We start from the raw sequence: 26,220 nt of genomic DNA on the forward strand, positions 1-26,220 counted from the left end.
ATGAGCACCATTACAACCTATTACAAATTCGAAAATCCTACAAATTTAAGCAAATCGCAATTATGGCTCATAGCTACTTCAGCTATGCTTACACAACTCAATAAAGAGTTTCATGACACCTTGCTGCCACATCATATTTATGGTACTGAGGCATTACTTGAGGATAGTAAACAATGTCTCTTACGCGATTGGGATACAAAAAATATTGCAGATTTGAGTGATACAATAAAATATCTGCACACAAAAAAAACTTTCGAACCAGTACAAAACAGCTGGGAATTTTTGAGTGAATCAGAATTTGATAAAACAAAGTATTTTGGAAATAATATGATGGAATTAAGAAACCTCACTGATATGACACGGAATTACCAATACGACTTAAACAACAGTGATTTTGCATGGCATTATGGGCGCTGTGCCTGGGTTATCAGACATGCTTTTTACAATGGATTTATTACTGAAGAAGAAACCTGGAATTTATTGAAAGAAAACGGTAATCTTATTAAAAAATCTTTTGATTCATGGGAAAGTTTTGGATTGTCTTATTTAGTTGGCGCACAATTCTGGAAAAGGGACAACTACAATGAAGTAACTATGAGGGAAACTAAAAATAACATCACTTTTTTGCTTAGTAATAAAAATTCACCATGGCTAAACGTTAGTTGGAATGACTATGAATGATGTAACAGAAATATTATCGTCACTTAATTATGTATACTGTCAATTGCTGTTTAATGGTATTTTGTTGACAGTAATAATGTTGATTTCCAGATTTTCAGAAACTGCAATAATCAAAGCCGGAATCTATTTGTTTGCTATATGCCTGCTAATAAACTTTCTATATTCATTTTTTTCAGAGGGCTATTGGTATTTCGTTTCGCATTGGTTTTTATCGTCTGCATGTTTCTTTATTTATTGGTATTTCTCAATTTATATTTGCGGGCGTTATGGCCGGCCTTATTCAGGAGATGGAGGTATGATAATGCTTTTACCTGTTTATTTTTTACCAGTTGCACTATTAGGTTCTATGATAATCAAAGGTATTACGGTACTGATACAGAGTTTTTAAAGTTGAAACAAGGGGATTAAATTATCAGAAGTTTATGTCTGCATCAAATATTGATTTTGAACAACAATCAGAGAAAGTATTGCACGAACAAAGGGAAATTTATGACAAAATGGATTTCCGTAGAGTTTTAGCTGATAAAAAAGCAACTATTCGCCATTTTATAGAAAGCGAAGATGTTGCTAAACAATATCACTTTCAGGGGAGGTTTTATTATATGGCACATTATGAAATTGCTAAAATCCTAAAAACCAAAATGAAAGGTTTTGATGAGAATGATATTATAAAAACTCTTTATCACACGCTTAGGTTAGGTAATTTATACAAAATAGATGAAATTAATTATCCATATCTCCAAAAAGCCATGACTCTGTTGTTGCCTGATTTAGAAGAATCAAAATATCAGGTTTGTGATATGAACAGACAAATAGCTTTTTTGTTATTTGAAGTTTTAAATGAAAATGATCAGGATTTTATATATAAATCCAGTTATAAGGATTATTCTGAAATTAGAGATTTTATTGGGAAAGCGAATTCTTACGTTGATCTTTTCAGCATGAGAAAAAACAAAGAAAAATTCATTGTTTTTCTTGAAAATAAATTGCTTTTAGAAAGAGTCAGAAAAGCAGTTTTGTTATTTACTGCTAATGAATTTCATCAAAATACAGGAGCTAATTTCTATTTTTTTGCTTGTGTATTATTACTGCTTTTGAGTGAGGAAAAAGAATCAAAAAAGACACTCTTAAAGCTTCATAAACAAGAAGAATTATCCGGTCATTTGGTTTGGGTTTTAGGAACTTTTTATAAAGATTTTCAAAATACCGAAGAAAATAAACAATTACTAATTAATCTTTATGAAACATTTCCAGATGACTGGATAGATGAATATCAGGAGAAGAAGTATGATTGGGAGAATAATTAAACACAAAAACTAAAAATATGAATGATGACGTTAAGGAATTGATAGGTATGTTGTTAATTTTAACCATTATTATTGCCGGTATACAATGGGTTTTAGTGCGTTTTGTACATTGGTCAGCCGCATTAGTAGCAACGGGCGTAATTGCTTTATTTGTTTCCTCCTTGTATGTTGCGCTGAAACATGCAACCCCGAATGGAGGGAGTAATGGTCCGAATGGTTCAGAATATATTATGCCGGCGTTTATAACTTTTGCATGCCTGTTGTGTGGTTTAGCTATAGTTTCTCATCTAACTCAAAATCGCCTGCCAAAATTAGCATTTATAATTCCGTTGGGATTTATGTTTTTGTTTGTTGTAGGAAGGTATGTATACAAAGATATTACTGGTGCGTCTTTTTATTACAATTATTTCAGCAGCTGTAAAATAGAATTAATAAATAAATCCGGCGGAGAACCAGTTATAGAAGAAATTAGTTTTAAAAATACGTCCAACGGTTTTACGACCGATATTCACACTAATTTGAATGAAGAAATTTATCCCAATATAACAAGATTTGCAGATAAAATTATTTTTAGGAATTATCCCTCCGGAAAAAATCCTTCATTTTATAAGGAGTTTCCATTAGATTATAGTTTGTTTAAAGAGAAAAAAGGCCCACGGATAGGATATATTTTCTGGCTTCGTCACAAAATTGTTTTACCAATGAAAATAGTCCTGTTACCGGGGAATAAAGTCGATTTGTATTTAGACAACCATTTGGTTCATCAATATGATTTGAATAATCAGGATTTTTTGAAATAAATATTTGAATCAGAATGAAGAAAATAATTATTAATGCTGTTTGTCATTGAGCTGTAATAGATAAATGATATTTGAAGTACTCATATAAACCTAGATATTCAAAGAATATTTTTTAATAAATTTTAAGTAGCTAATGAGAAAAATCATTATTTCTAATGACTGTTACTTAAAAACTCAGGATTAGATTTGCAGTATAAAATTTATAATTAACTAAAAAAATAACTCATGGGATTAGCAGAAAAACGTTTAGCAGAATCAATTAAAGTTGAAAAAATTCCAGCTTTTGAAGCAAAATTAAAGGATAAAGCAGGGTATGATATCAAAGTAGATATTGACTGGAATACTTTTACAGCTTTTAATCAATATCCATTAGAAAGGTTAGACATTGTTTTTGATGATTTGGAATCATTTGTGAAAAAAATATGTGCTGATGATATGGGGAAAGAAGCTTTAAAAGAGAAATTGACTACTATTCATTTGACCAATACAGAAAATAATGATGAGGTAAACATGGAATTAAGAGATAATACTTTGTATTTAACACATCAGCTTGTTCAGGCTTCATTTAGTTCACAAACAGATTCCCAGATTGCAGAATATGTAGAAAAGCAATTGTAAAATGATTGAATCTTATAAAAAGAATCTTTTCATAGAATTTAGCGGTTGGTTTATAAAACTCGCTGATTATGCAGAAAGAGCAGAGGATAAATTTAAACTACCTAAGTTAGAACTCATATTGCATACAGGAAATATAATTCGAGGCAGTATAATAGGTTATGACAGGAGCAGACAGGAAAAAATGTTGATGGTTTTGACAATTTCTGATTCCAATCCGAAATCTGAGATTACACTAATTCCTGGTGCCCAGATAGCTGCAATTACTTTTTTAGATGCAAATAAGACTCTTATGGTACTGGAAGATCGTTCAATAGTGAGCACTTTAGAACTAAAACGCACTAATAAACAAATCGAAGAAGATTTAGAAAAAATCACAGAGAATAAGATTCACGTATTATTAGATACTGATCATTATCCGGAAAATCAAAGAAAATATATTTTGGAAACTATAAAAATGTTACCATCTATTTTTGAATCTTTGATGGATGACGAGCTGGGAAAGAAGGCTATTGATGAGAATATTAAAAATATTAAAATTTTAATTTCTCAAAATAATAAGACAATTTTAGATGATAAAGAACTTCAAATCGAAATAACCCCGGATTACAAATTTCCTGAAAAGGAAAAACAAAGAATCAAAAAAGAAATTGAAAGTGTTTTGTGATTAATTTTTTTTCAATTTAATGTAGAGAGGCTGTCTAAAAAGTATAGACAGCCTCTTTTTTATTAGTGCATCCAACTAATGTTTTTGTATGTGTTTTATTTTAAGAAAAATATTTAAAACAACCGTTTTCTGGTTTTGGTAATGAGAAAATCATGCAATACAAAAATGATAAATCATTATTTATGATGATGTGTAAAATTTCTTCACGATATATTTTTACCAATAATAAGCAGGTATAAAAATTACGACCAAAATGAGAAATTTTACTATTGCATTAAAAGAAAATATCAAAATCCATATTATGGTTATTTTGTTTGCAGGATTATTCAATTCTTATGGGCAGAATAAAAATGTAGATATAACAAAGCCAAATTCAAAAGAAGCATCATATGGCAGAATTGACATTGGTAATAAGAATAACTTCATTAATAGTACAACAAAAACTATAATAAATACTAAAAAAAACTCATCAAAAACTTCCAAGACTGCTGCAGATACAGAAGCTCCGATTCTTATATGTCCGCCCAACCAACAACTTGCCTGCGGAAGTTTGGTTCCTAGTTATTTTCCTTTATTAACAGTTAGTGATAATATTGATACTTCTATTGATATAACCCAGTTTCCAGGACAGGGTTCGGATTTTTACGATGGAATGGAGATAAAATTTACTGCAACGGATGATGCAGGAAACAAAAGTGAATGTAGTATTATTGTTACTGCTTCATCTCCCGATGTTACTCCTCCAACATTTACATGTCCTACGGGACTAACTTTGAACTGTGGAGACGTAATTCCAAATTACGCAACCAGTCCAATAATGAATTTAGATGATGATTGCAGTATTAAATTGAGTTATAAGATGACCCCGGGTCCAGGCACGCCTTTTTATGATGGTATTCCAATTCAAATAGAATATTTTGATAAACCGGGAAACCAAGGTAACAGGTCAGTATGTAACTTTATTGTTAGAATGGCAACCCCTGATGTTACAAGTCCGGTATTTGTGTATTGTCCCGGAACACAAAGTTTACCCTGTGGTTCCGTTTTACCAGATTACAGAACTGTGATAACAGCGTCAGATAATTGTCTTGGAAGTTTAACAGTATCACAAAGTCCGGATGTTGGTACTGCCTTTACTCCGGGAATGACAGTTACTTTAACACTAAGGGATGCAGCAAATAATGCTTCGACCTGTAGTTTTGTAGTCAACGCTTCGGCAGATACCACCAAGCCAACGATAAGCTGCCCGGGGAACCAGAGCCTTGCCTGTGGAAGTGTTTTGCCGGATTACAAAAGTCTTGTTACAGCGGCCGATAATTGTACTGCAAGTCCAACCATCACACAGACACCGGCTGCCGGAAGTACCTTTACCAGCGGAATGACCGTAACAATGCGTGCTACCGATGCTTCAGGAAATTTTCAGACCTGTAGTTTTGTAGTGAACGCTTCTGCCGATACTACCAAGCCAACGATAAGCTGCCCGGGTAACCAGAGCCTTGCCTGCGGAAGTGTTTTGCCGGATTACAGAAGCCTGGTGACATCCACAGATAATTGTACTTCAAGTCCGACAGTTACACAGACACCGGCTGCCGGAAGTACCTTTACCAGCGGAATGACCGTTACGATGCGTGCTACCGATGCTTCAGGAAATTTTCAGACCTGCAGTTTTATAGTGGATGCTTCGGCAGATACAACTAAGCCAACGATAAGCTGCCCGGGTAACCAGAGTCTTGCCTGCGGAAGTGTTTTGCCTGATTACAAAAGTCTTGTTACAGCGGCCGATAATTGTACAGCAAGTCCAACCATCACACAGACACCGGCAGCTGGTAGCACTTTTACCAGCGGAATGACCGTAACAATGCGCGCTACCGATGCTTCAGGGAATTTTCAGACCTGCAGTTTTACAGTAAACGCTTCGGCTGATACCACCAAGCCAACGATAACTTGTCCGGGGAATCAGAGTCTTTCCTGCGGTTCGGTTTTGCCGGATTACAGAAGCCTGGTTACTGCAGCGGACAATTGTACAGCAAGTCCAACGATCACACAGACGCCTGCAGCCGGTAGCACTTTTACAAGCGGAATGACCGTTACGATGCGTGCTGCGGATGCTTCAGGGAATTTTCAGACCTGCAGTTTTATAGTGGATGCTTCGGCAGATACCACCAAGCCAACGATAACTTGTCCGGGGAATCAGAGTCTTTCCTGCGGTTCGGTTTTGCCGGATTACAGAAGCCTGGTTACTGCAGCGGACAATTGTACAGCAAGTCCAACGATCACACAGACGCCTGCAGCCGGTAGCACTTTTACAAGCGGAATGACCGTTACGATGCGTGCTGCGGATGCTTCAGGGAATTTTCAGACCTGCAGTTTTATAGTGGATGCTTCGGCAGATACCACCAAGCCAACGATAACTTGTCCGGGGAATCAGAGTCTTTCCTGTGGTTCAGTTTTGCCGGATTACAGAAGCCTGGTTACTGCAGCCGACAACTGTACAGCAAGCCCAACGATCACACAGACACCTGCAGCAGGAAGTACCTTTACCAGTGGAATGACCGTAACAATGCGTGCTACGGATGCTTCAGGGAATTTCCAGACCTGCAGTTTTACAGTAAACGCTTCAGCAGATACAACTAAGCCAACGATAACTTGTCCGGGGAACCAAAGTCTTTCGTGCGGTTCTGTCTTGCCGGATTACAGAAGCCTGGTTACGGCAGCGGACAATTGTACAGCAAGTCCAACGATCACACAGACACCTGCAGCAGGAAGTACCTTTACCAGTGGAATGACCGTAACAATGCGCGCTACCGATGCTTCAGGGAATTTTCAGACCTGCAGTTTTATAGTGGATGCTTCGGCAGATACCACCAAGCCAACGATAACTTGTCCGGGGAATCAGAGTCTTTCCTGTGGTTCAGTTTTGCCGGATTACAGAAGCCTGGTTACTGCAGCGGACAATTGTACAGCAAGCCCAACGATCACACAGACGCCTGCAGCCGGTAGCACTTTTACAAGCGGAATGACCGTTACGATGCGTGCTGCGGATGCTTCAGGGAATTTTCAGACCTGCAGTTTTATAGTGGATGCTTCGGCAGATACCACCAAGCCAACGATAACTTGTCCGGGGAATCAGAGTCTTTCCTGTGGTTCAGTTTTGCCGGATTACAGAAGCCTGGTTACTGCAGCCGACAACTGTACAGCAAGCCCAACGATCACACAGACGCCTGCAGCCGGTAGCACTTTTACCAGCGGAATGACCGTAACAATGCGCGCTGCGGATGCTTCAGGGAATTTTCAGACCTGCAGTTTTATAGTGGATGCTTCGGCAGATACCACCAAGCCAACGATAACCTGCCCGGGAAGCCAGACATTGGCACTGGGAAGTTTGCTGCCGGATTACAGAAATCTTGTTACAGCAACTGATGATTGTACTGTAAGTCCAACAATTACACAGACTCCTGCACCGGGAAATACATTTACTAGTGGAATAACGGTTACCATTCGCGCCACAGATGCTTCAGGAAATTTTTCGACCTGCACTTTTGCTGTTAATGCTACAGGAAGTGATTTGCCTCCAACAATAACGTGTCCTTCTAATATGGAATTATATGCTAATTCGACCTTACCTGATTATGTTTCATTTTTACCAACTGTGTCTGATGATTTTACAGATGGTTTTGATCTGATATTTACACAAACACCACCACAAGGTACTTTATTTACAGCTGATACCAATGTTACTATAACAGCTAAAGATGGTTCTGGAAATGTTTCTTCCTGCTCTTTCTTAGTCAAACTGAAAACCGCTGCGGCTTCTATCGATTGTAAAACAACTTCATTTAATGTATCTAATCTTAATGGAGTCAACGGATTTACTATATATGGAGAAAAGCTGACTCGTGAAGCCGGTTTTAGTGTAAATAACGCCGGAGATGTAAATGGTGATGGTATTACAGACCTAATAATTGGTGCTCCCGGAAACTATAATCATTCGTATGGTGTTAAAAAAGAATATAAAATAATCAAAGGTGCAGCGTATGTGGTATTCGGTAAATCTTCAGGCTTTACTCCGAATATTGATTTAGGACTGCTAAATGGCAGTAATGGTTTTGCTGTTCGAAATGATATTCCAAACACAAATTTTCCAGTGACAGGTTATGATGTAAGTAGTGCAGGGGATATAAATGGTGATGGGATTGGTGATTTTATGGTTAGTGATCCCTATCGATATTCTTCTTATGGATCTGAAGTGGGACATACTTATGTGATATTTGGAAAAAGTTCTGGTTTTTCTGCAGAATTTAATTTGTCTGCACTAAACGGAACTAATGGTTTTACACTAATTGGAACTACAAATTATGAAAATGAAGGTATAAGTATAGCGTCAGTAGAAGATATAAATGGCGACGGTTATCATGATATTGCAGCAATAACAGGTGGTTCAGGTGGAGGAAAAGGAAAGTGTTATATTATTTATGGAAAAAACAGCGGCTTCCCAGCTGTAATTAGAACGAATCAACTTAATGGCGCAAACGGATTTGTCATTGAGGGCGACAATGTTACAGGAGAAATTGGATTATCTGTCTCGGGTTTGGGAGATGTTAATGGAGACGGAATTTCAGATATGGCAATAGGAAGTACCAATAATTCAGGACAACATCGTAAATATGTGATTTTTGGGCGCTCCTCAAATTTCCCACCAAATTTTAGCGTTTCCTTGCTAAATGGAAGCAATGGTTTTATTGTAGAAAATTCAACTACTCAATTAAATTATGCAGGGATTAAAAAAGCAGGGGATCTCAATAATGACGGTTTAAATGATATGGCTATTTGCGGACTGCATATTTTGTTTGGCAAAACCGTTTTTCCAGCCGTAGTAGATGTAAACAATTTAGACGGTACAAATGGTTTCACAATTAACGCTTCTGGTAATAAATTTGGCTACGCAGGAGATTTTAACGCAGACGGTATCGATGATTATTTTTATCAGTCTTATTATACTACAGTTGTTTTATTTGGAAGAAAAAACTGGTCGGCAGTGGTTAATACTAGCACAAATGGAAAAATAGAAATCAACGCACCTTATAGTTCTAATAATAGTGCAAATTATGCTGGTGACGTTAATAATGACGGTATAACTGATTTAATTATTGGTTATGGTCCTGATTCCTACGGAAATAATCTGAAAGTAAATTTCAACCCGGGTATGTCATATGTTGTGTTTGGAAGAAAAACCGCTGATACCGAAAAACCAACTATTACGAATTGTCCTGCGGATAAAATTTTAACCAAATTTGATCCAATTCCGGATTATACGAAAGATATAACAGTAACTGATAATTGCGATACTAAACCAGTTATTACGCAATTGCCTTTGGCAGGAACTGTTTTTGATGGAACCTCTCAGGAAATTGTATTAACAGTTAAAGATGCTTCAGGGAATGAATCGGTTTGCAGCTTTAAGATTAATTCTTCAGGTGCTGATCTGCCTCCGAGTATTACATGTCCTTCAGATCAGCAGTTATTTGCTAACTCAGAGTTGCCCAATTATGTGCATTTTTTAGACAATGTAAGTGACGATATTACAAAACCTGATGAATTGATTTTTACTCAAACGCCAGTTGCGGGTACTTTATTTACTGCGGATACTAATGTAAATATTATAGTTGAAGATAAATCAGGTAACAAAAGTTCATGTTCATTTCTTGTCAAATTGAAAACAGGCGGGTTTGATATAGACTGTTCTACATCTGTTATCAATACAAATGAGCTTAATGGCAAAAACGGTTTTTCAATATATGGAGAAAAAGCTGGATCAAAAAGCGGAGATAATACGACTCCCATCGGAGACATTAATGGCGACGGAATAGCAGACTTTTTAGTCTCAGCACCAGGCTATCTAGGTATATCTGTAGGTGGTTATGTGATTTTTGGTAAAACGGGAGGGTTTCCTGCAAACATAAATTTGGCAAATCTAGACGGAACAAATGGATTTAAAATTATAGATGATGACATGTCCGTTCCCAGAGAGATTGGTGCTGATGTTAGTGGTACGGGTGATATTAACGGAGACGGGATAGATGATTTAATGATTAGTGATTCTGACAAAAGTAATGGAAGTACCTATTATACAGGAAGAGTTTTTTTTATTTACGGAAGAAACAGTAGTTTTCCGGAGACTTTCGCACTTTCTACTTTAGATGGTTCAAATGGTTTTAAAATTTTAGGAGAGACATACGACGAATTCCTGGGAATGTCTATAGCAAATATTGGTGATTTTAATAATGATACACATAGTGATATTGCAATAGTATCTGCTAATGAAGGTTCCGGAGGAATTAAAAAATGCTATGTTATTTTTGGACGTAGCACTAATTTTCCGGCCGTTGTTGGTATAGAAAGTTTAAATTCCTCTAATGCGTTTATCATTGAAGGTGATATAGGAAGAACCCTGACAGGATTAGGTGACACTAATGGAGACGGAATTTCTGATATTATTATTGCCGGAGAAGATAATAAATATCGTTATGTAGTATATGGATCCTCTACATTACCTGCAAAATTAAGTACAACTTCCATTAATGGAACCAATGGGTTTAAAATTGAAAACTCTGCTACACCATTAAAAGCATCTGAATATTTTGAGGTTAGAGGTTTAGGGGATGTTAATGGGGACAATTTTAATGATATTGGTATTAACAGTTATATCCTCTTCGGAAAAAGTTCAAATTCTGCAATAGTGGATTTGAAGGATCTGGATGGCACTAACGGTTTTAAAATAAATAATTTCGATTTTGAATATTTGCATAATTATAATTCTTATGGGGATTTTAACAATGATGGTTTCGATGACATTTTATTACCTTTAAATCAAGATATCTACATTCTTTATGGAAAAACAAATTGGTCCCCTTCTGTAACTTTAAATTTACTAACAGTGTCCGAAGCACTGAAAGTGAAGGTGAGATCTGCGTCTAACTATAGTTTAAGTTTTATTGGGGATGTAAATTCAGATTCTGTAGATGATATTATAATTGGAGCGTCAAAGAATACTTATACTTCTGATCCTAATGAAGATCCCGGTATTTCGTATGTTATATTTGGGAAAAAGATTGAAGATAAAGAAAAACCAACTATAAAAAAATGTCCTGTTAATCAGGTTCTGGCTGTGAATGATCCAATTCCGGATTATACCAAAATAGTTGAGATAAAAGATAATTGTGATGTTAGCCCAATTATTACCCAATCACCAGCTGCAGGAACTGTTTTTAACGGAACAACCCAAGAAGTAACCATTACTGCAACTGATGCAAGTGGTAATGTTGAAACTTGTAAATTCACTATTGCAACTACTGTTATTGTAGATAACGAGGCCCCTGTTTTAATTTGTCCTCTTGATCAACAATTAGCTTGCAACAGTACCGTACCGGATTATACGACACTGGTTACTGTTACCGATAATTCAGATCCGTCGCCTGTAGTAACACAAAATCCGATTACAGGAAGTGTTTTTACAGACGGAATGACAATCATCATTACTGCCAAAGACGCTTCCAACAATACATCAACCTGTAGTTTCAAAGTCAATGTTACTGCAGATGTTACAAAACCGGTAATCACCTGTATTGGTAATCAGACATTAGCAACGGGAAGCTTTTTGCCGGACTATTCACCCCTGATAAAGGTAACAGATAATTGTGACGCTTCACCTGTAATTACTCAAAATCCAATTGCAGGAAGTGTCTTTGTAAACGGAATGACCGTAACAATGACAGCAAAAGATGCTTCTGGAAATACAGGAACATGCTCATTTGTAATAAATGAAACAGCAGATACAGAAAGTCCTGCAATAACTTGTTTAGCGGATCAAAATGTGAATTGCACAACATCTTTAGTTCCGGATTATACAAAATTAGTAACTGTAACAGATAATCGTGACAGTAATCCGAAGATTACGCAAAATCCTTTATCCGGAAGTGCTTTCACAAATGGAATGACAGTTACGATTACTGCCAAAGACGCTTCAAATAATACATCAACTTGCAGTTTTAAAGTGAATGTTGCTGCAGATGTTACAAAACCGGTAATCACTTGTATTGGTAATCAGACATTAGCAACTGGAAGCAGCTTACCGGATTATTCACCCCTGATAAAGGTAACAGATAATTGTGACGCTTCACCTGTAATTACTCAAAATCCAATTGCAGGAAGTGCCTTTGTAAATGGAATGACCATAACAATGACAGTGAAAGATGCTTCTGGAAATACAGAAACATGCTCATTTATAGTGAATGAAAATGCAGATACAGAAAGTCCTGTAATAACTTGTTTAGTGGATCAAAATGTGATTTGTACAACATCTTTGGTTCCGGATTATACAAAATTAGTAACTGTAACAGATAATCGTGACAGTAATCCGACGATTACGCAAAATCCTTTATCAGGAAGTGCTTTCACAAATGGAATGACAGTTACGATTACTGCCAAAGACGCTTCCAACAATACATCAACCTGTAGTTTCAAAGTGAATGTTGCAGCAGATGTTATAAAACCTGTAATCACTTGTATCGGTAGTCAAAGTTTATCATGTAGTTCAATTTTACCAGATTATACCAAAATGATAACGGCTACCGACAACTGTGATTCTTCACCGGTAATTACGCAAGATCCTTTACCAGGCAGTGCTTTTACAGACGGAATGACAATTACAATTACTGCGAAGGACATATCAAATAATACTTCTGCTTGCAATTTTAAGGTAAATCTTTCTGCGGATGTAACGAAGCCTGTAATCACCTGTATTGGAAATCAAACTTTAGCTGCTGCAGCAATGCTTCCTGATTATACAGATAAGATCATAGTTGCAGATAATTGCGATTCGAATTTGACAGTTGTTCAAACTCCGTCAGCAGGGACATCGGTTACTAACGGTATGACGGTTCAGATGAAGGTAACAGATAAAAGCGGAAATGAATCCAGTTGTTCTTTTGTAATCACCACAATTCAGGATCCAGATACACAAGCTCCGGTAATTACCTGTTTATTAAATCAAAAAATAACCTGCAATGCAACTAAGGTTCCTGACTTTACCACAAAGGTTTTAGTAGTTGATAACAAGGATTCAAAACCCATTGTGAGACAAAGTCCGGCGGCAGGTAGCGCTTTTACAGATGGGATGACGATAATCATTACTGCTACTGATGCTTCTTCTAATAAATCAGAATGTTCGTTTAAGGTAAACTCAGATGTTGTTCTTGTTGATGCAGGAAGTGATGTTGAAATAAAACAAGGTGAAGTTGTGCAGTTAGAAGCTGTTGCAACTGAAGAGGGAACTTTTAGATGGAGTCCAACAAAAGGAGTGAGCAATGCATCCGTTTTTAATCCATTCTTTTCTCCGGATATAACGACCACTTATAAAGTTTTGTTTACCAATAAGGAAGGTTGCGAGGTGTATGACACTGTTATTATTTCGGTAGAGCCAAAAGAAAAAGACGAGACCAGATATGGTTTTTCTCCAAACAATGACGGTATAAATGATTTTTGGCTAATTGACGGCATTGCAAAATATCCAAAAAATGAAGTTTATATCTATAACAGCTGGGGTGATTTGATTTTCCAGACAACAGGTTATAACAACACAACAAATGTGTTCAGCGGACTTGCGAATAAAAAGAGAAACCTTGGTGCCGATGAACTTCCGGAGGGTACTTATTTTTTTGAAATCAAACCTAATTCAGCAACGCATCATTTCAAAAAATTAAAGGGATATCTTGTTTTAAAACGTTAATTAATGAAAAATAAAACTAAAATAATTTTTGCAATCTTAATTCTGACTGTATTCTTTAATACAGTTATTGCACAGCAAACACCTGTTTTCTCAAGTTATAATTACAATACAGTATTAATAAATCCTGCTCATGCCGGATATTATGAAAAAACAGATGCTGTCATGACAACAAACGGTTATTTCAATTCTGTTGATGGGAGTCCCAGAAATATTGATATTTCGGTAAATACTTTAACACGTTCAGAAAATGTAGGACTGGCAGCAGGTATAGCACATAATCAGATTGGTGTCACTTATACGACTAATTTTTTTGCTTCATATTCGTATAAAATTTTTTTTCATGAAGATTATAAATATGGAAAATGGTGGGCGTACGATCCTAATATCATCTCATTCGGAATTACAGCAGGAGCACAAATTTATGATGAGAATCTGACAAAACTCGGAATTGAAAATGATCCTGAATTTCAGGAAAACGTGCATAGTTTTACCCCAACGCTTGGAGTAGGTTTTTTATACAACAGAGACAGGATTTATTTTGGGTTATCTGCACCAAATTTACTGAGTGGTACATTTGATTCTCAAAATAATACCAGATTAAAAAATGTCTATTACAGCTACTTTGGTTACAGAATGTTTACCGACTTGTTTGAAGATATTTTAATAAACCCCAGTTTTTTGGCTAAATATGTTGAAGGTGCGCCAATGCAGGTAGATTTGAACGTGTTGGTAAATTACAAAAACAAATTTGAATTCGGAGGAGGTTATCGCTCTTCAAACACATTAAATTTCCTTGCCGGTTTTCACCTTTCCGCAAATTCAAGACTAATATTTACCTATAATAAATCAATCGATAATGTAGTACTACCTGATACTTATGGGGTAGTATTTAATTATCGTTTTGGAAAAGGTTTTGAATAACAAAAGAGAATAATATTATAAATTGAAAATCAACATGAAGAATATTATAACGGTCTTGTTTGCACTAATAACGATCACATCTGTTAGTTGCTCAAAAGATGAAGACACAAACTGACTTCTGAAATATATGTTATAAAAAAATATATTAAAACAAAAAATGAAAAAATCAATAACCTTATTTAGCAACAGTAATTTTTTCTTTTCCTTTTCAAATAATGATGAAAATGAATTAAATAATACTCGCCTAATTTTTTTTTAAAATAAACAAGAATAACCCCATCTGTTGATTTAAAATTTTTAGCCGTAAAAAATAGATAGTAAAGGTTAATCTACCAAACCATTTTCAACTGCATATTTTACAAGCCCTGCCGTATTTTTAGCATTTAGTTTAGATAATAAATTACGGCGATGCGTGTTAACTGTATTAAAACTGATAAATGTTTTTTCAGCTATTTCGGCCGTGTTGTATTCTTGTGCTATTAAAATCAGAATTTCTTTTTCGCGTGAACTTAACTCAGTTATATTAGAGATTTGCTTTTCAATTTTCAGGCTATTGTTTTGATGTTGTTCTTCTACTTCCTCAGAAAAATAATTTCTACCACTCGCAACACTATATATTGCTTGCAGTAATTCTGATTTTTCTGCATTTTTTAGCAAATAGCCGTTTACACCAATTCGGATTAATCTCGAAATTATTTTCGCATTGCTATGTGTACTGACAATTATAATTTTTATAAAAGGGTATTCTTTTTTTAATATTTTACTTAATTCAATTCCATCCATTTCCGGCATACTGATATCAAGAATTACCATGTCTGCACTTTGAATCTTTAAAATATTCAGAACTTCAATACCGTTTATAGCCTTGCCAATTATTTTTATTCCGGATTCATGTTCAATAAGTGAAACAATTCCTTGTAGAAACATTGTATGGTCATCCGCTATAATAAGTTTTAATTTTTCCATTAATTAAAGAGTTTGGGGTTAAAATTTGGTTAGATTATCAAGTTGTTTTTTTACGTTAATTCCTTTTGTTGTTTCATTTTCAGCATTTGATAATCGTAAAACAGGAATTTCTATATTTGCGATCGTGCCTCTTTTAAGCTTTGAATCCATCAGAAAAGAACCATTTAATTTGACTATTCGGTTTTCTAAATTCATAATGCCAATTCCGGGCCTGTAATTTTCCGGATTAAATCCAATTCCATTGTCCTCAAATAAAATATTCAGAACATTTTCAACAAGGTTAAGCTGCAAATCCATTTTTGAAGCTTTTGCATGTTTAATCGTATTGGTCAGAAGTTCCTGTATTATTTTAAAAATCTCAATCTGGATTTCTTCATGTAAAGCGTCTATTTCTCTTTTAGGATATGCAGTGAAATCCGTTTTAATATTACTGGCTTCACCAATATTATTAAAATAAGATTCTAAGACTTCACAAAATTTGTGATGCGTAAATTTCTTCGGAATCAATGTATGTGATAAGTTTCTAACCTGCTGGTAGGTTTCGTCTAATAAGGCAGTAAGGTTTTTAATTTTTGGTGAACTGGAAATTACCAAATGATTCAACTGAAGCTTTATAGCAGCCAAATTTCCACCAATGCTGTCATGTAACTCCTGAGAAATACGCTGTCTTTCTTTATCCTGACCGCTTATAGAGGCCTTGATTAGCTTTAACTCCTGATCTTTTAAAAGATTATTTATGTTCTGAGTGCTTATTTCAGCCTGCTGGATATTTAATAAACGTTGAGTTTTAAGTCGTTTATAATATTGGAGCAATAATCCGATAATAGGTATTAAAACTATCAGAAAACCAAAAATAGTTAGCAATTTAGTTTCTTTTTCCTGCTCTATTTGTAATGATTTTAGTTGTTGATCCTTTTTTAGCAAAGATATTTCACTTAGTTTTTTTTGTGATGAATTCTGAAAAAACAAGATCGTATTTTCGGTTATCTTTTGAGAAATTTCTTCCTGAAGATTCATATTTTCAATCGCTTCTTGCTGTTTTTCAAGTTCTAATTTCTTAGTAGTATTATCAAATTGCAACAACCTGATTTCTTTTTCTCTCTGAGCTGTTTTATATTTGATTTCAAGCTCGTTAATTTCTTTTATCTTCTGAATTTTATTTACTGAATCTTTTACCTTGGTTGATTTTGTCAGATAATTAAAGGCGCTTTTGTAATCTTCCTCTAAAACCGCAATTTTCTTAAGTTCGTCATAAAAATAAACCTGATTGTCTAAATAACCGAAATTTATAGCTTTTTGAAGTGCATCAGAAAAAATCACTTTTGCATCCTTGAAGTTTTTTAAATCGATATAAACGTCTCCAATATTACCACGTGCAATTAAAGCAATCTGGTTTAATTCGTTTTTATCAGCAATCGAAACTACTTCATCATATATTTTTAAGGCATCAGTCGTTTTTTGCTGTAACTGATAATTTGTTCCAATGCTCAGTGCAATTACTGCTCTTGCCTGTTGATTATTTGTTTTTTCACTCAGTTGTTTTCCCAGATTATAATAGTAATTGCCTTTTTCATAGTCTTTTGAGTCTGAATAAATATCACCCAGATTAATATAGCTTCCTAAGCGTATTTCATCATCTTTTTTGTATTCTAGACATTCTTTATATGATTTTAATGCATTAGTGTTATCTCCTAATGCCTTATAAATGCTGGCCAATCCATGTAAATGTGTATAATATAAATTGGTTTCTTTATGTTTTTGAGAAGTTACAAGACCTTTTAAATGCCATTTTTTACTAATCTCGAATAATCCTTTCTTTTTATAATTGATTCCCATTAAATTATATCCTAAAGAAAGAAGCCTGTTCTTTAAAGAATCATTAGTTATTTTTGTATTGAATTTTAAAGCTTGGTCTGTATAATAGATGGAGGAGTCTAATATGGCTCTTTTATTATAATAATAAGCTTGCAATAATGTAAGGCTGGCTTTATTAGCAGGATATTTCGCTTCTTTTAAAAAAGTTTTTACATTTTTTAGAGCTCTTTTTTCTTCACCAGTATTATATAAATTATAGAAAGATGTAACAGTTTTTTTTTCTTCAGCCTCATGGGATTTCTTTGCCGTCGACAATGTTTTTTTACTGTTTCCGTCAATTTGTCCAGACAAAGAGAGCGATAACATAAAGAAAACAATCAGTAAAGGACATTTAAAATTAGCTGGCATATCTTATGGTGTTGTAAATCTGTAAATTATGATTTTATTTTGACCATTTTAGAGAAGTTAAATTTAATATAAATAGATTTAAAACACTGTTTTTATCTAAAAAAAAAATACAAATTAGTTAAATAATTCTGCTATTAAATATGTTAAATTCTTGAAGTGTTTTTTAATAAAACAAATTAAAATTATACTAATTTTATAATGAATTTTATAAAATGATAAATGTAAAGTATCAATAATTTTATAAAAGTAAAATTAAAAACATAAGATCATGAAAAAATATCTATTTATAACAACTTTTGTAATACTTGTAGTTTACTCTTGTGCAACAAATCCTGTAACAGGAAAAAAAGACCTTAATTTTGTTTCTAATAGCGAGTTATTTCCATCTTCTTTTCAACAATACGATACATTTCTTAAAGAAAATAAAGTAATATCAGGAACTGCTGATGCTCAGAAAGTAAGCCTTGTAGGAGCAAAAATAAAAGCTGCTGCAGAGAAATATCTGACTTATTTAGGACAAACACAATATCTGAAAGACTATCGATGGGAATATAAGCTGGTTGATAATAAAGAGGTTAACGCATGGTGTTTACCCGGAGGTAAAATTGTAGTATATTCGGGTATTTTGCCAATAACTCAAAATGAATCAGGTCTTGCTACAGTTATGGGGCATGAAGTTTCACATGCATTGGCAAATCATGGTGCCCAAAGAATGAGTGCCTCTCAATTGCAGCAATTAGGGGCTGTAGGTGTGGCAGTTGCTACTGGAAGCCAAAGTGCAGAAAAACAGGCAATGTGGCAACAATATTATGGATTGGGATCTGAGGTAGGAGTGATGCTGCCTTTTAGCAGAAGTCATGAAAGTGAAGCTGATAAAATTGGACTAACTCTTATGGCAATTGCAGGATATAATCCTGATGATTCTATTGCATTCTGGACCAGAATGTCTGCTAAATCAGGCGGTTCAGGAACTCCTGAATTTTTGAGTACACACCCGTCTGATGCTACCAGAATTGCAAATCTGAAATCCTTGATACCGCAGGCTAGAGAAACCGCAGCAAAAGTTGGTATTATTAGAATTTAGTCTAAAATATAAACTCTTCATTTGTTAAACTATGATCATGAAATTTTAAGCTGCCAATTAATATTTTATTTTGGATATAATTTTCGAAAGTTATGTTTTTGTCAAATGAAAACATGAATTTATTAGGTTTATCACTCTCCAAACTATTTAAATAACTTTGTAAATTAGATTTTTCAACAGAAATTCCATTAACCAGTATTGAATTCGTTTTTGTAAAATAAATCTGAATACCAAATTTCGGCTTATTTGTTTTATAAAATACCTTCGTGAAAGGTAAAAAAGCTAAATTTTTACCAATAGAATCGGCGTAAGAATAATAATTCTGCGCCTTTTCATTTTTATGCGCACTATCAGTGCGCTTCTTTTCCTGTAGTTTCATAACTTCAGGGATTACTAATTTTAAAGGCAGGCGTTTGTCAATATTGAAAATCCAGTTGGTTGAAATAATGCTGTTTTTTCGGTTCACTTCAGCGATTGTATCTTTTCCATCGGTTTTAAAAAAGATATAGATTGGGGAATGATCCTGAACGTCTTTTAAAATTGAAATGCTGGCTTTTGGCAGCTGTACCTCTTTTTTTTCTTCACATGAAAAAAGAAGAAAAGAGAAAATTATAATAAAGTATTTCATAAAATATTAATTCAACTTATTAAACAAAGTAACACATTCCACCGCTTCCTTGACATCATGAACACGAAGAATTTTTGCACCTTTAGTTAAAGCAATTGTATTCAGAAATGTTGTTCCGTTTAAAGCATCCTGCGGTGTGATATTAAGAGTTTTATAAATCATAGATTTTCTTGAAATTCCTGCTAAAACAGGTAACTCCAACAAATTAAAAAGTTCCATTTTTTGTATGAGTTGATAATTTTGATCCGTTGTTTTGGCAAAACCAAATCCAGGGTCCAGAATAAGATCATTAATACCTAAACTTCTTGCTTTAGAAACTTTTTCAGAAAAATAAAACAAAATTTCTTTAGCAATATCATCATACTGTGTCATACTTTGCATAGTCTGCGGATTTCCACGCATGTGCATCATAATATAAGGAACGTTGTAATCTGCAATCACATCAAACATTTTATGGTCTAATTCTCCGGCAGCAATATCATTTATAATTGCCGCACCGCTTTCTATACTTGCTTTTGCAACTTCAGACCTAAAAGTATCAATTGATAATAGAGTATCAGGAAAATTTTTTAGTATTAATTCTATTGCAGGGATAATTCGTTCAATTTCTTCTTTTTCCGAAACGAATTCAGCACTTGGTTTACTTGAATAAGCTCCAATGTCAATAAAATCAGCTCCTTCAGTTAGCATTTTTTCCACTTGTGAAATAATGTCTGCACCATTTTTATATTTTCCTCCGTCGAAAAAAGAATTTGGAGTTACATTCAGAATTCCCATCACTTTCGGAATCGACAAGTCAATTAAACAGCCTTTACAGTTAATAAACATTTGGTTGAATTTTATTTTTTTTCAGTTTAAAGCTTCAGATTACGGAATTAACAACTTGTTTGGAAAAAACTTTAAACAAAGAAAACCTGAAACTTGAAACTATTTAATTTAATCCTTATTTTTGAACAAATTTTAGCAAATATACAGCAATAAATGAAGAATACTTCCCTTGAATTTGATAATGTGATTACGACATGCCGTACTTTATTTATCAATAAAATGAAAGATTACGGTAGTGCATGGCGTATTTTGAGACTGCCTTCATTAACAGATCAGATTTTTATAAAGGCACAAAGAATCAGAAGCTTACAGGAAAATGAAATTCGTAAAGTCGATGAAGATGAAAAGGGCGAATTTATCGGAATTATTAATTATTCGATTATGGCGCTGATCCAGTTAGAATTAGGTGTTGTTGAACAGCCAGATCTTGACGTTGAAAAAGCAACTCAGTTATATGACGCTAAGGTTAAATTGACCAAAGATTTAATGGAAGCCAAAAATCATGATTATGGTGAAGCCTGGCGTGAAATGCGCATCAGTTCATTGACTGATTTGATTTTGCAAAAGCTTCTCAGGGTAAAACAGATTGAAGATAATAAAGGAGCAACATTAGTTTCTGAAGGCATCGATGCCAATTATCAGGATATGATAAATTATGCTGTTTTTGCTTTAATCCTAAATCCCATAAACAAATAAAAATTTCAAAAATAAATTATAATTCCAATTTTGAGTAAAATTTTGGAATTCCGCATTTAGAAATTGAAACTTAAATATTCCCCCATGAAAAACATCATTACCCAATTCTCCCGAATATTTGTCGGCATCCTTTTTATTATTTCCGGATTAATTAAACTGAATGACCCGGTTGGTTTCTCTTATAAGTTAACTGAATATTTTAGCGAAGCCGTTTTTAACATGCCGTTTCTTGCTCCTTTTGCATTAGGATTGGCAATCTTTTTAGTGATTTTGGAAGTGGTTTTGGGTGTTGCGTTACTCGTAGGATATAAGACAAAACCAACAATCTGGAGCTTATTGGTCCTGATAGTTTTGTTCACTTTCCTTACATTTTATTCCGCTTATTTTGATGTGGTAAAAGATTGTGGCTGTTTTGGCGATGCGCTGCATTTGACACCTTGGGAATCATTTACAAAAGATGTTGTTTTATTATTCTTTATCCTGGTTTTATTTTTTAATCAGAAATTAATAAAACCATTATGTTCAACACCACAAACTAATTTTGCAGTTTATTTAAGTGTCGTTTTGTGCGCCTTTATGGCTGTCTGGGTTTTAAATCATAATCCAATTAAAGATTTTCGCCCTTACAAGGTAGGAACTAATATAGAAAAAGGAATGGAAATTCCGGAAGGAGCACCCAAGTCTGTAGTTGAAATGATTTTTATCTATAAAGTAAAAGGTGTTAATAAGGAATTTACTGAAAAAGATTTAATGAATATTCCTGAAGGCGCGACTTTTGTTGATCGTAAAGATAAAGTAATCACAGAAGGTTATGTACCGCCAATTCACGATTTCACAATGACCAAAGACGGTTCGGATTATAAAGAAGAATTGCTTAAAGAACCAAAATTATTAGTTTTTGTAACTTATGATTTGACTTTATCTAATCCTGATGGAATGAAAAAGTTAGAAAAACTGAATGCTGATGCCAAATCAAAAGGATATAAGGTAATTGGAATGACCGCTTCAGCTGACGAAATAATTGCAAAAGCTAAAAAACAATATGGTTTAAACATCGATTTTTATTTTTGTGATGCAATTGCTTTAAAAACAATTGAAAGATCTAATCCTGGTGTAGTGGTGATAGAAAATGGTACTATCACTCAAAAAGTGCATTACAATGATATTGATGATTTGAAATTATAACATTTCAAGTAAAATATATTTTAAGTACGCCAATAGTCTTTTTTAGATCTATTGGTGTTTTTTGGATAGATAATTAATCAAATAAGAAATATGAGCGCAAAATTGACTGCTAAGTTTTCTCAAAATCTTTACCTTTTTTTATTTATATTCTTTTTGATTCTGTATTTCATATGTGATTTTAATTTTTATGAAACTGAAGATGTACATTTGCTTCCCCTTCATATTCTGGCATTAATCTCAGGTATTATTTTTGAGAGCAAAAGGATTACAAAAACTTGGAAAACAGCTGTTTTAATATCAATTATTTCTTTTATTTCTACTTTTTCTTTAGGTCTTTATTTATATCACATCTCGCCTAATTCAAAATTTGATTTTACGCAAGTTTTAAATTTAAGTATTTTAGCTTGGCCTATTGTTTTCTTTATTTTATATGTTAGTTTTTCACTAATATTTAATGAGAGAAGAATTGTTCCCCAATTGACAGAAGGTATGACTTTAATGCTTTCGATATCTATGATTTATTGGGTTATAGATAATGGTTTAGTAATATTTGATAATATCATCTTACGAACATTTATCATTATTGTAATTTTACTTTCCTTATTTTCTTTTTATAATGCTTTTAGTAAAGTTTTTTTATCGGATAGTAAAAAACTAATCCTAAGCATCTGGAGTTCCATAATTATGATGTTTTTTGCTGTCGATAATTTATGTGGTATTTTTGCAAATGGAAATATCATAAGTACTAATGAATTAATACAAGGAACTTATATTGCAATGCAATATTTTCTTTTAGGTATTTCAAGTATTTACATGATTCAGAATTTTATGATGCTTATTGGTTTTCTGCCAAGTTGGAAAATATTCTTCTTTATAAAGTATTCTGACACAATAAGTGAACTCAAAAATGAACACATAGATAGATATTCTGATACACAGGTAAGCAAATCAGATTCTGTATTCTGTATTCTTTTTGTTAGTACTATTTTCTTTTTTAATTATTGTTTTGAAATATTTGCAAGACAATTTATTATCTGGTTAAGTTTTGTAACATTCCCCTTTTTTTTAATGACGTTTAATCATTTTCTAAAAACAAAAAATAAACTTATTTCCTAATTTCTTCAACTTGACAGTTTTAAAACTGTTTAAGAGCAAATCAAAAATAGTTGTTATTTAATACGTGTATTAAATGATATTCAGTATTAATTCTAAATAATTAATAAATCTCTGTTAAATTAATACAATCCGAACTTCAAATGTTATGTTGAAATTAACAATTTTGGCGGACGTATTTTCCATTTCATAAAATTTCTTTTTGTACTTTTGCGTTTAGAATGAGAAAAAATAATTTAATAGAAATTATATTTTAAAATTTAAATGTTTCAGAATTATAATTTTACCTTCATTTTTTCGTTCTAATACAGACTAGCTTAACATACATGTTGAAAAAAAATATTCTGTTTTTTTTGTTTATCAATTTTTCTGTGTCTTATGGGCAGATTGGCGGGCGATATGCCTACCAGTTTTTAAACCTGACAACTTCACCAAGACAGGCAGCGTTAGGAGGAAAATCGATTACAATTTACGACGAGGATGTTAATCAGGTAATGTTTAATCCCGCAACATTAAATGCAGATATGGACAATCATCTTGCAATGAATTACGGTAATTATTACGGTGAAGCTTCTTACGGAACTGCTTCTTATGCTTATACTTATGACAGGCATTTGCAGACATTTTATGCGGGAATAAGCTATATTAACTATGGGACTTTCGAAGGATATGATGAGAACGGTCAGGCTACTTCAGATTTTACAGGAAGTGAGGGGGCTCTTTCAGTAGGTTATGCATATAATATTCCATATACAGACATCCATATTGGTGTAAATGCTAAATTGATAACATCAACTTTAGAAAGCTACAACTCTGTTGGTGGTGCATTAGATTTAGGTTTCTTGTTCATTGACGAAAGAAATGATGTAAACTGGGCTTTAGCAATACGAAATGTAGGAACCCAGTTTACCACTTATTCAGGTATAAAAGAAAAATTACCATTGGAGATTATTGCAGGCGTCTCACAAGAATTGGATCACGTACCTATTAGATGGCATCTTTCTTTAGAAAATTTGCAGCAATGGAATATTTCTTTTTCTAATCCTGTACGTGGAGAAGGTAATATAGATGGTTCATCTGAAGAGGAAAAAGTATCTTTTTTTAATAACGCTTTACGACATGTAGTTTTTGGAGTAGAACTCTTCCCTAAAAAAGCATTCAATATTCGATTAGGGTATAATTTTAGAAGAGCTGAAGAATTAAGGATTGAAGAACAACGTAATTTTTCAGGTGTTTCATTAGGTTTTGGTTTAAAAATGAATCGATTAAAATTCAATTATTCGTATTCTAAATATACATTAGCAGCAAATACAAGTCTTTTTGGTTTAAATATTAATCTTCAATAATGATTTTTATATGAAAATATTTAATTTGATTTTAGTTGTAGTATTATCAGGCTTATTTATCAGTTCAAAGCCTTATTTCAAAGATGAACCGAATAGCCTGGAAATTGAAAGAATTAATAATCGAATTGACGAAATGAAGTCAATGCTCAATACTAATTCTAAATACAACTCTAAAATTGCTTTTTTTATTGATATGAGAATTCCTTCGGGAAAAAATCGTTTTTTTGTTTACGATTTACAAAATAATAAAATTTTAGATCAGGGATTAGTTGCTCATGGATGTGGTTCGGAAACCGGAATAAAAGGCGAATTAAAGTTTAGTAACATACCCAATTCAAATTCTACTTCTTTAGGAAGATATTCTATCGGAAATAATTATAGTGGAATTTTCGGAAAAGCATATCGATTATATGGTTTAGAAGAAACAAATAGTAATGCATTTAAAAGAGCTATCGTTTTGCATCATTATTCAGCAGTTCCATACGAAGAACAAGATCATTATATCAGTCGTAGTCATGGCTGCCCAATGGTTAATGAACAATTTTTTAAAAGAATTGAAAAAATCATTGATTCTTCAAAATCAAACATCCTTCTAGATATTTATTATTAATAAATAATAAAATTATTAAACCAAAATCACAACTTTGAGAAATATTACAATTGCTATTGACGGCTTTTCATCAACCGGAAAAAGCACTTTAGCAAAGCAATTGGCCAGAGAACTTGCTTATGTTTACGTTGACACGGGAGCAATGTATCGTGCGGTTGCTTATTTTGCCATGAAAAATAACTTCATTAAAGCCGATTTTTTTGACAAGAAGGCTTTAATCGATTCACTTCCTAAAATTCAATTAGAGTTTAAATACAATTCTGATTTAGGCTTTGCAGAAATGTACCTGAATGGAGAAAATGTTGAAAAACAAATCCGTACCATCGAAGTTTCCAGTTTTGTTAGCAAGGTTGCTGAAGTTTCTGAAGTTCGTTCAAAATTAGTTGAACAACAGCAGGAAATGGGAACCAATAAAGCAATTGTAATGGATGGAAGAGATATTGGAACAGTAGTTTTTCCAATGGCTGAACTCAAAATTTTTATGACAGCCAGTGCTGAAACCCGTGCACAAAGGCGATTTGATGAATTACAGCAAAAAGGCGATAATGTATCTTATGAAGAAGTCTTAAAAAATGTAGTCGAAAGAGATTATATAGATACCCATCGTGAAGATTCTCCTTTAGTAATTGCTGATGATGCTATAGAAATTGATAATTCCTATTTAAATAAAGAAGAACAATTTGCCGCTGTTTTAGAGTTGGTAAACGAGGTTGTTAAAACTCTGTAATTCTTTGTAGATTTCATTTTTAATGGTAGTTTTACGGCT

18 protein-coding genes are annotated in these 26,220 nt (G+C 33.6%); 14 read left to right on the forward strand and 4 right to left on the reverse strand.

Translation table 11 applies throughout. From position 1 onward, the window contains the following. From GXM16_RS16355 to GXM16_RS16385, 7 genes are all read left to right on the forward strand, one after another. On the forward strand, positions 1–681 hold the full coding sequence (locus GXM16_RS16355; RefSeq protein ID WP_163395569.1) for a DUF1266 domain-containing protein: 681 nt from the start codon (positions 1–3) through the stop codon (positions 679–681). A 422-nt stretch (positions 682–1,103) separates the two neighbouring features. Then, positions 1,104–1,988: a hypothetical protein gene (locus GXM16_RS16360; protein ID WP_163395570.1), complete on the forward strand. Its 885-nt coding sequence runs from the start codon at positions 1,104–1,106 to the stop codon at positions 1,986–1,988. 17 nt (positions 1,989–2,005) lie between these two features. Then, entirely contained in the window at positions 2,006–2,788 is a 783-nt protein-coding gene (locus GXM16_RS16365; RefSeq protein ID WP_163395571.1) for a hypothetical protein, read from the forward strand. Positions 2,789–3,013: 225 nt separating this feature from the next. Beyond that, positions 3,014–3,406, forward strand: a complete 393-nt coding sequence (locus GXM16_RS16370; protein ID WP_163395572.1) for a hypothetical protein — start codon at positions 3,014–3,016, stop codon at positions 3,404–3,406. Between the two features lies 1 nt (position 3,407). Further along, positions 3,408–4,070 carry a hypothetical protein gene (locus tag GXM16_RS16375; RefSeq protein WP_163395573.1) on the forward strand — a complete coding sequence of 221 codons (663 nt, stop codon included), beginning with the start codon at positions 3,408–3,410 and terminating at the stop codon, positions 4,068–4,070. Positions 4,071–4,323: 253 nt separating this feature from the next. Further along, a complete protein-coding gene (locus tag GXM16_RS16380) occupies positions 4,324–13,854 on the forward strand; it encodes an HYR domain-containing protein (RefSeq protein WP_163395574.1) in 9,531 nt (3,176 codons plus the stop codon). A 3-nt stretch (positions 13,855–13,857) separates the two neighbouring features. Then, a complete protein-coding gene (locus GXM16_RS16385; RefSeq protein ID WP_163395575.1) occupies positions 13,858–14,775 on the forward strand; it encodes a PorP/SprF family type IX secretion system membrane protein in 918 nt (305 codons plus the stop codon). A 324-nt stretch (positions 14,776–15,099) separates the two neighbouring features. Here GXM16_RS16385 and GXM16_RS16390 read toward each other — a convergent pair whose 3' ends face one another. Together GXM16_RS16390 and GXM16_RS16395 are read right to left on the reverse strand one after the other, a co-directional pair. Further along, positions 15,100–15,741: a response regulator gene (locus GXM16_RS16390; RefSeq protein ID WP_163395576.1), complete on the reverse strand. Its 642-nt coding sequence runs from the start codon at positions 15,739–15,741 to the stop codon at positions 15,100–15,102. A gap of 18 nt (positions 15,742–15,759) precedes the next feature. Further along, positions 15,760–17,964 carry a tetratricopeptide repeat-containing sensor histidine kinase gene (locus GXM16_RS16395; RefSeq protein WP_163395577.1) on the reverse strand — a complete coding sequence of 735 codons (2,205 nt, stop codon included), beginning with the start codon at positions 17,962–17,964 and terminating at the stop codon, positions 15,760–15,762. Between the two features lie 268 nt (positions 17,965–18,232). Between GXM16_RS16395 and GXM16_RS16400 the strand changes: the two genes are divergently transcribed. Further along, positions 18,233–19,048 carry a M48 family metallopeptidase gene (locus GXM16_RS16400; RefSeq protein ID WP_163395578.1) on the forward strand — a complete coding sequence of 272 codons (816 nt, stop codon included), beginning with the start codon at positions 18,233–18,235 and terminating at the stop codon, positions 19,046–19,048. A 1-nt stretch (position 19,049) separates the two neighbouring features. Here GXM16_RS16400 and GXM16_RS16405 read toward each other — a convergent pair whose 3' ends face one another. Beyond that, entirely contained in the window at positions 19,050–19,676 is a 627-nt protein-coding gene (locus GXM16_RS16405) for a hypothetical protein (RefSeq protein WP_163395579.1), read from the reverse strand. Positions 19,677–19,682: 6 nt separating this feature from the next. Then, positions 19,683–20,504: a dihydropteroate synthase gene (folP, locus tag GXM16_RS16410; protein ID WP_163395580.1), complete on the reverse strand. Its 822-nt coding sequence runs from the start codon at positions 20,502–20,504 to the stop codon at positions 19,683–19,685. Between the two features lie 153 nt (positions 20,505–20,657). On the opposite strand from folP, the gene GXM16_RS16415 reads away from it, so the two are divergent. The 6 genes from GXM16_RS16415 to cmk all read left to right on the forward strand — a co-directional run bounded on the left by GXM16_RS16415 (position 20,658) and on the right by cmk (position 26,181). Further along, the gene (locus GXM16_RS16415) at positions 20,658–21,200 is read left to right on the forward strand and encodes a DUF1599 domain-containing protein (RefSeq protein WP_163395581.1); all 543 of its coding nucleotides are present in this window, start codon (positions 20,658–20,660) and stop codon (positions 21,198–21,200) included. Between the two features lie 84 nt (positions 21,201–21,284). Beyond that, complete coding sequence (locus tag GXM16_RS16420) at positions 21,285–22,385, forward strand: BT_3928 family protein (protein ID WP_163395582.1); 1,101 nt, start codon at positions 21,285–21,287, stop codon at positions 22,383–22,385. A 90-nt stretch (positions 22,386–22,475) separates the two neighbouring features. Continuing rightward, positions 22,476–23,501, forward strand: a complete 1,026-nt coding sequence (locus GXM16_RS16425; RefSeq protein WP_163395583.1) for a hypothetical protein — start codon at positions 22,476–22,478, stop codon at positions 23,499–23,501. Positions 23,502–23,824: 323 nt separating this feature from the next. Further along, positions 23,825–24,844: a type IX secretion system protein PorQ gene (porQ, locus tag GXM16_RS16430; RefSeq protein ID WP_163395584.1), complete on the forward strand. Its 1,020-nt coding sequence runs from the start codon at positions 23,825–23,827 to the stop codon at positions 24,842–24,844. Between the two features lie 10 nt (positions 24,845–24,854). Next, complete coding sequence (locus tag GXM16_RS16435) at positions 24,855–25,454, forward strand: murein L,D-transpeptidase catalytic domain-containing protein (RefSeq protein ID WP_163395585.1); 600 nt, start codon at positions 24,855–24,857, stop codon at positions 25,452–25,454. A 34-nt stretch (positions 25,455–25,488) separates the two neighbouring features. Continuing rightward, the gene (gene cmk / locus GXM16_RS16440; RefSeq protein WP_163395586.1) at positions 25,489–26,181 is read left to right on the forward strand and encodes a (d)CMP kinase; all 693 of its coding nucleotides are present in this window, start codon (positions 25,489–25,491) and stop codon (positions 26,179–26,181) included. The last annotated feature ends 39 nt before the right edge of the window (positions 26,182–26,220 follow it).

It is taken from the genome of Flavobacterium limi, from assembly GCF_010645075.1.
In the GTDB taxonomy this organism is placed as follows: Bacteria; Bacteroidota; Bacteroidia; order Flavobacteriales; family Flavobacteriaceae; genus Flavobacterium; species Flavobacterium limi.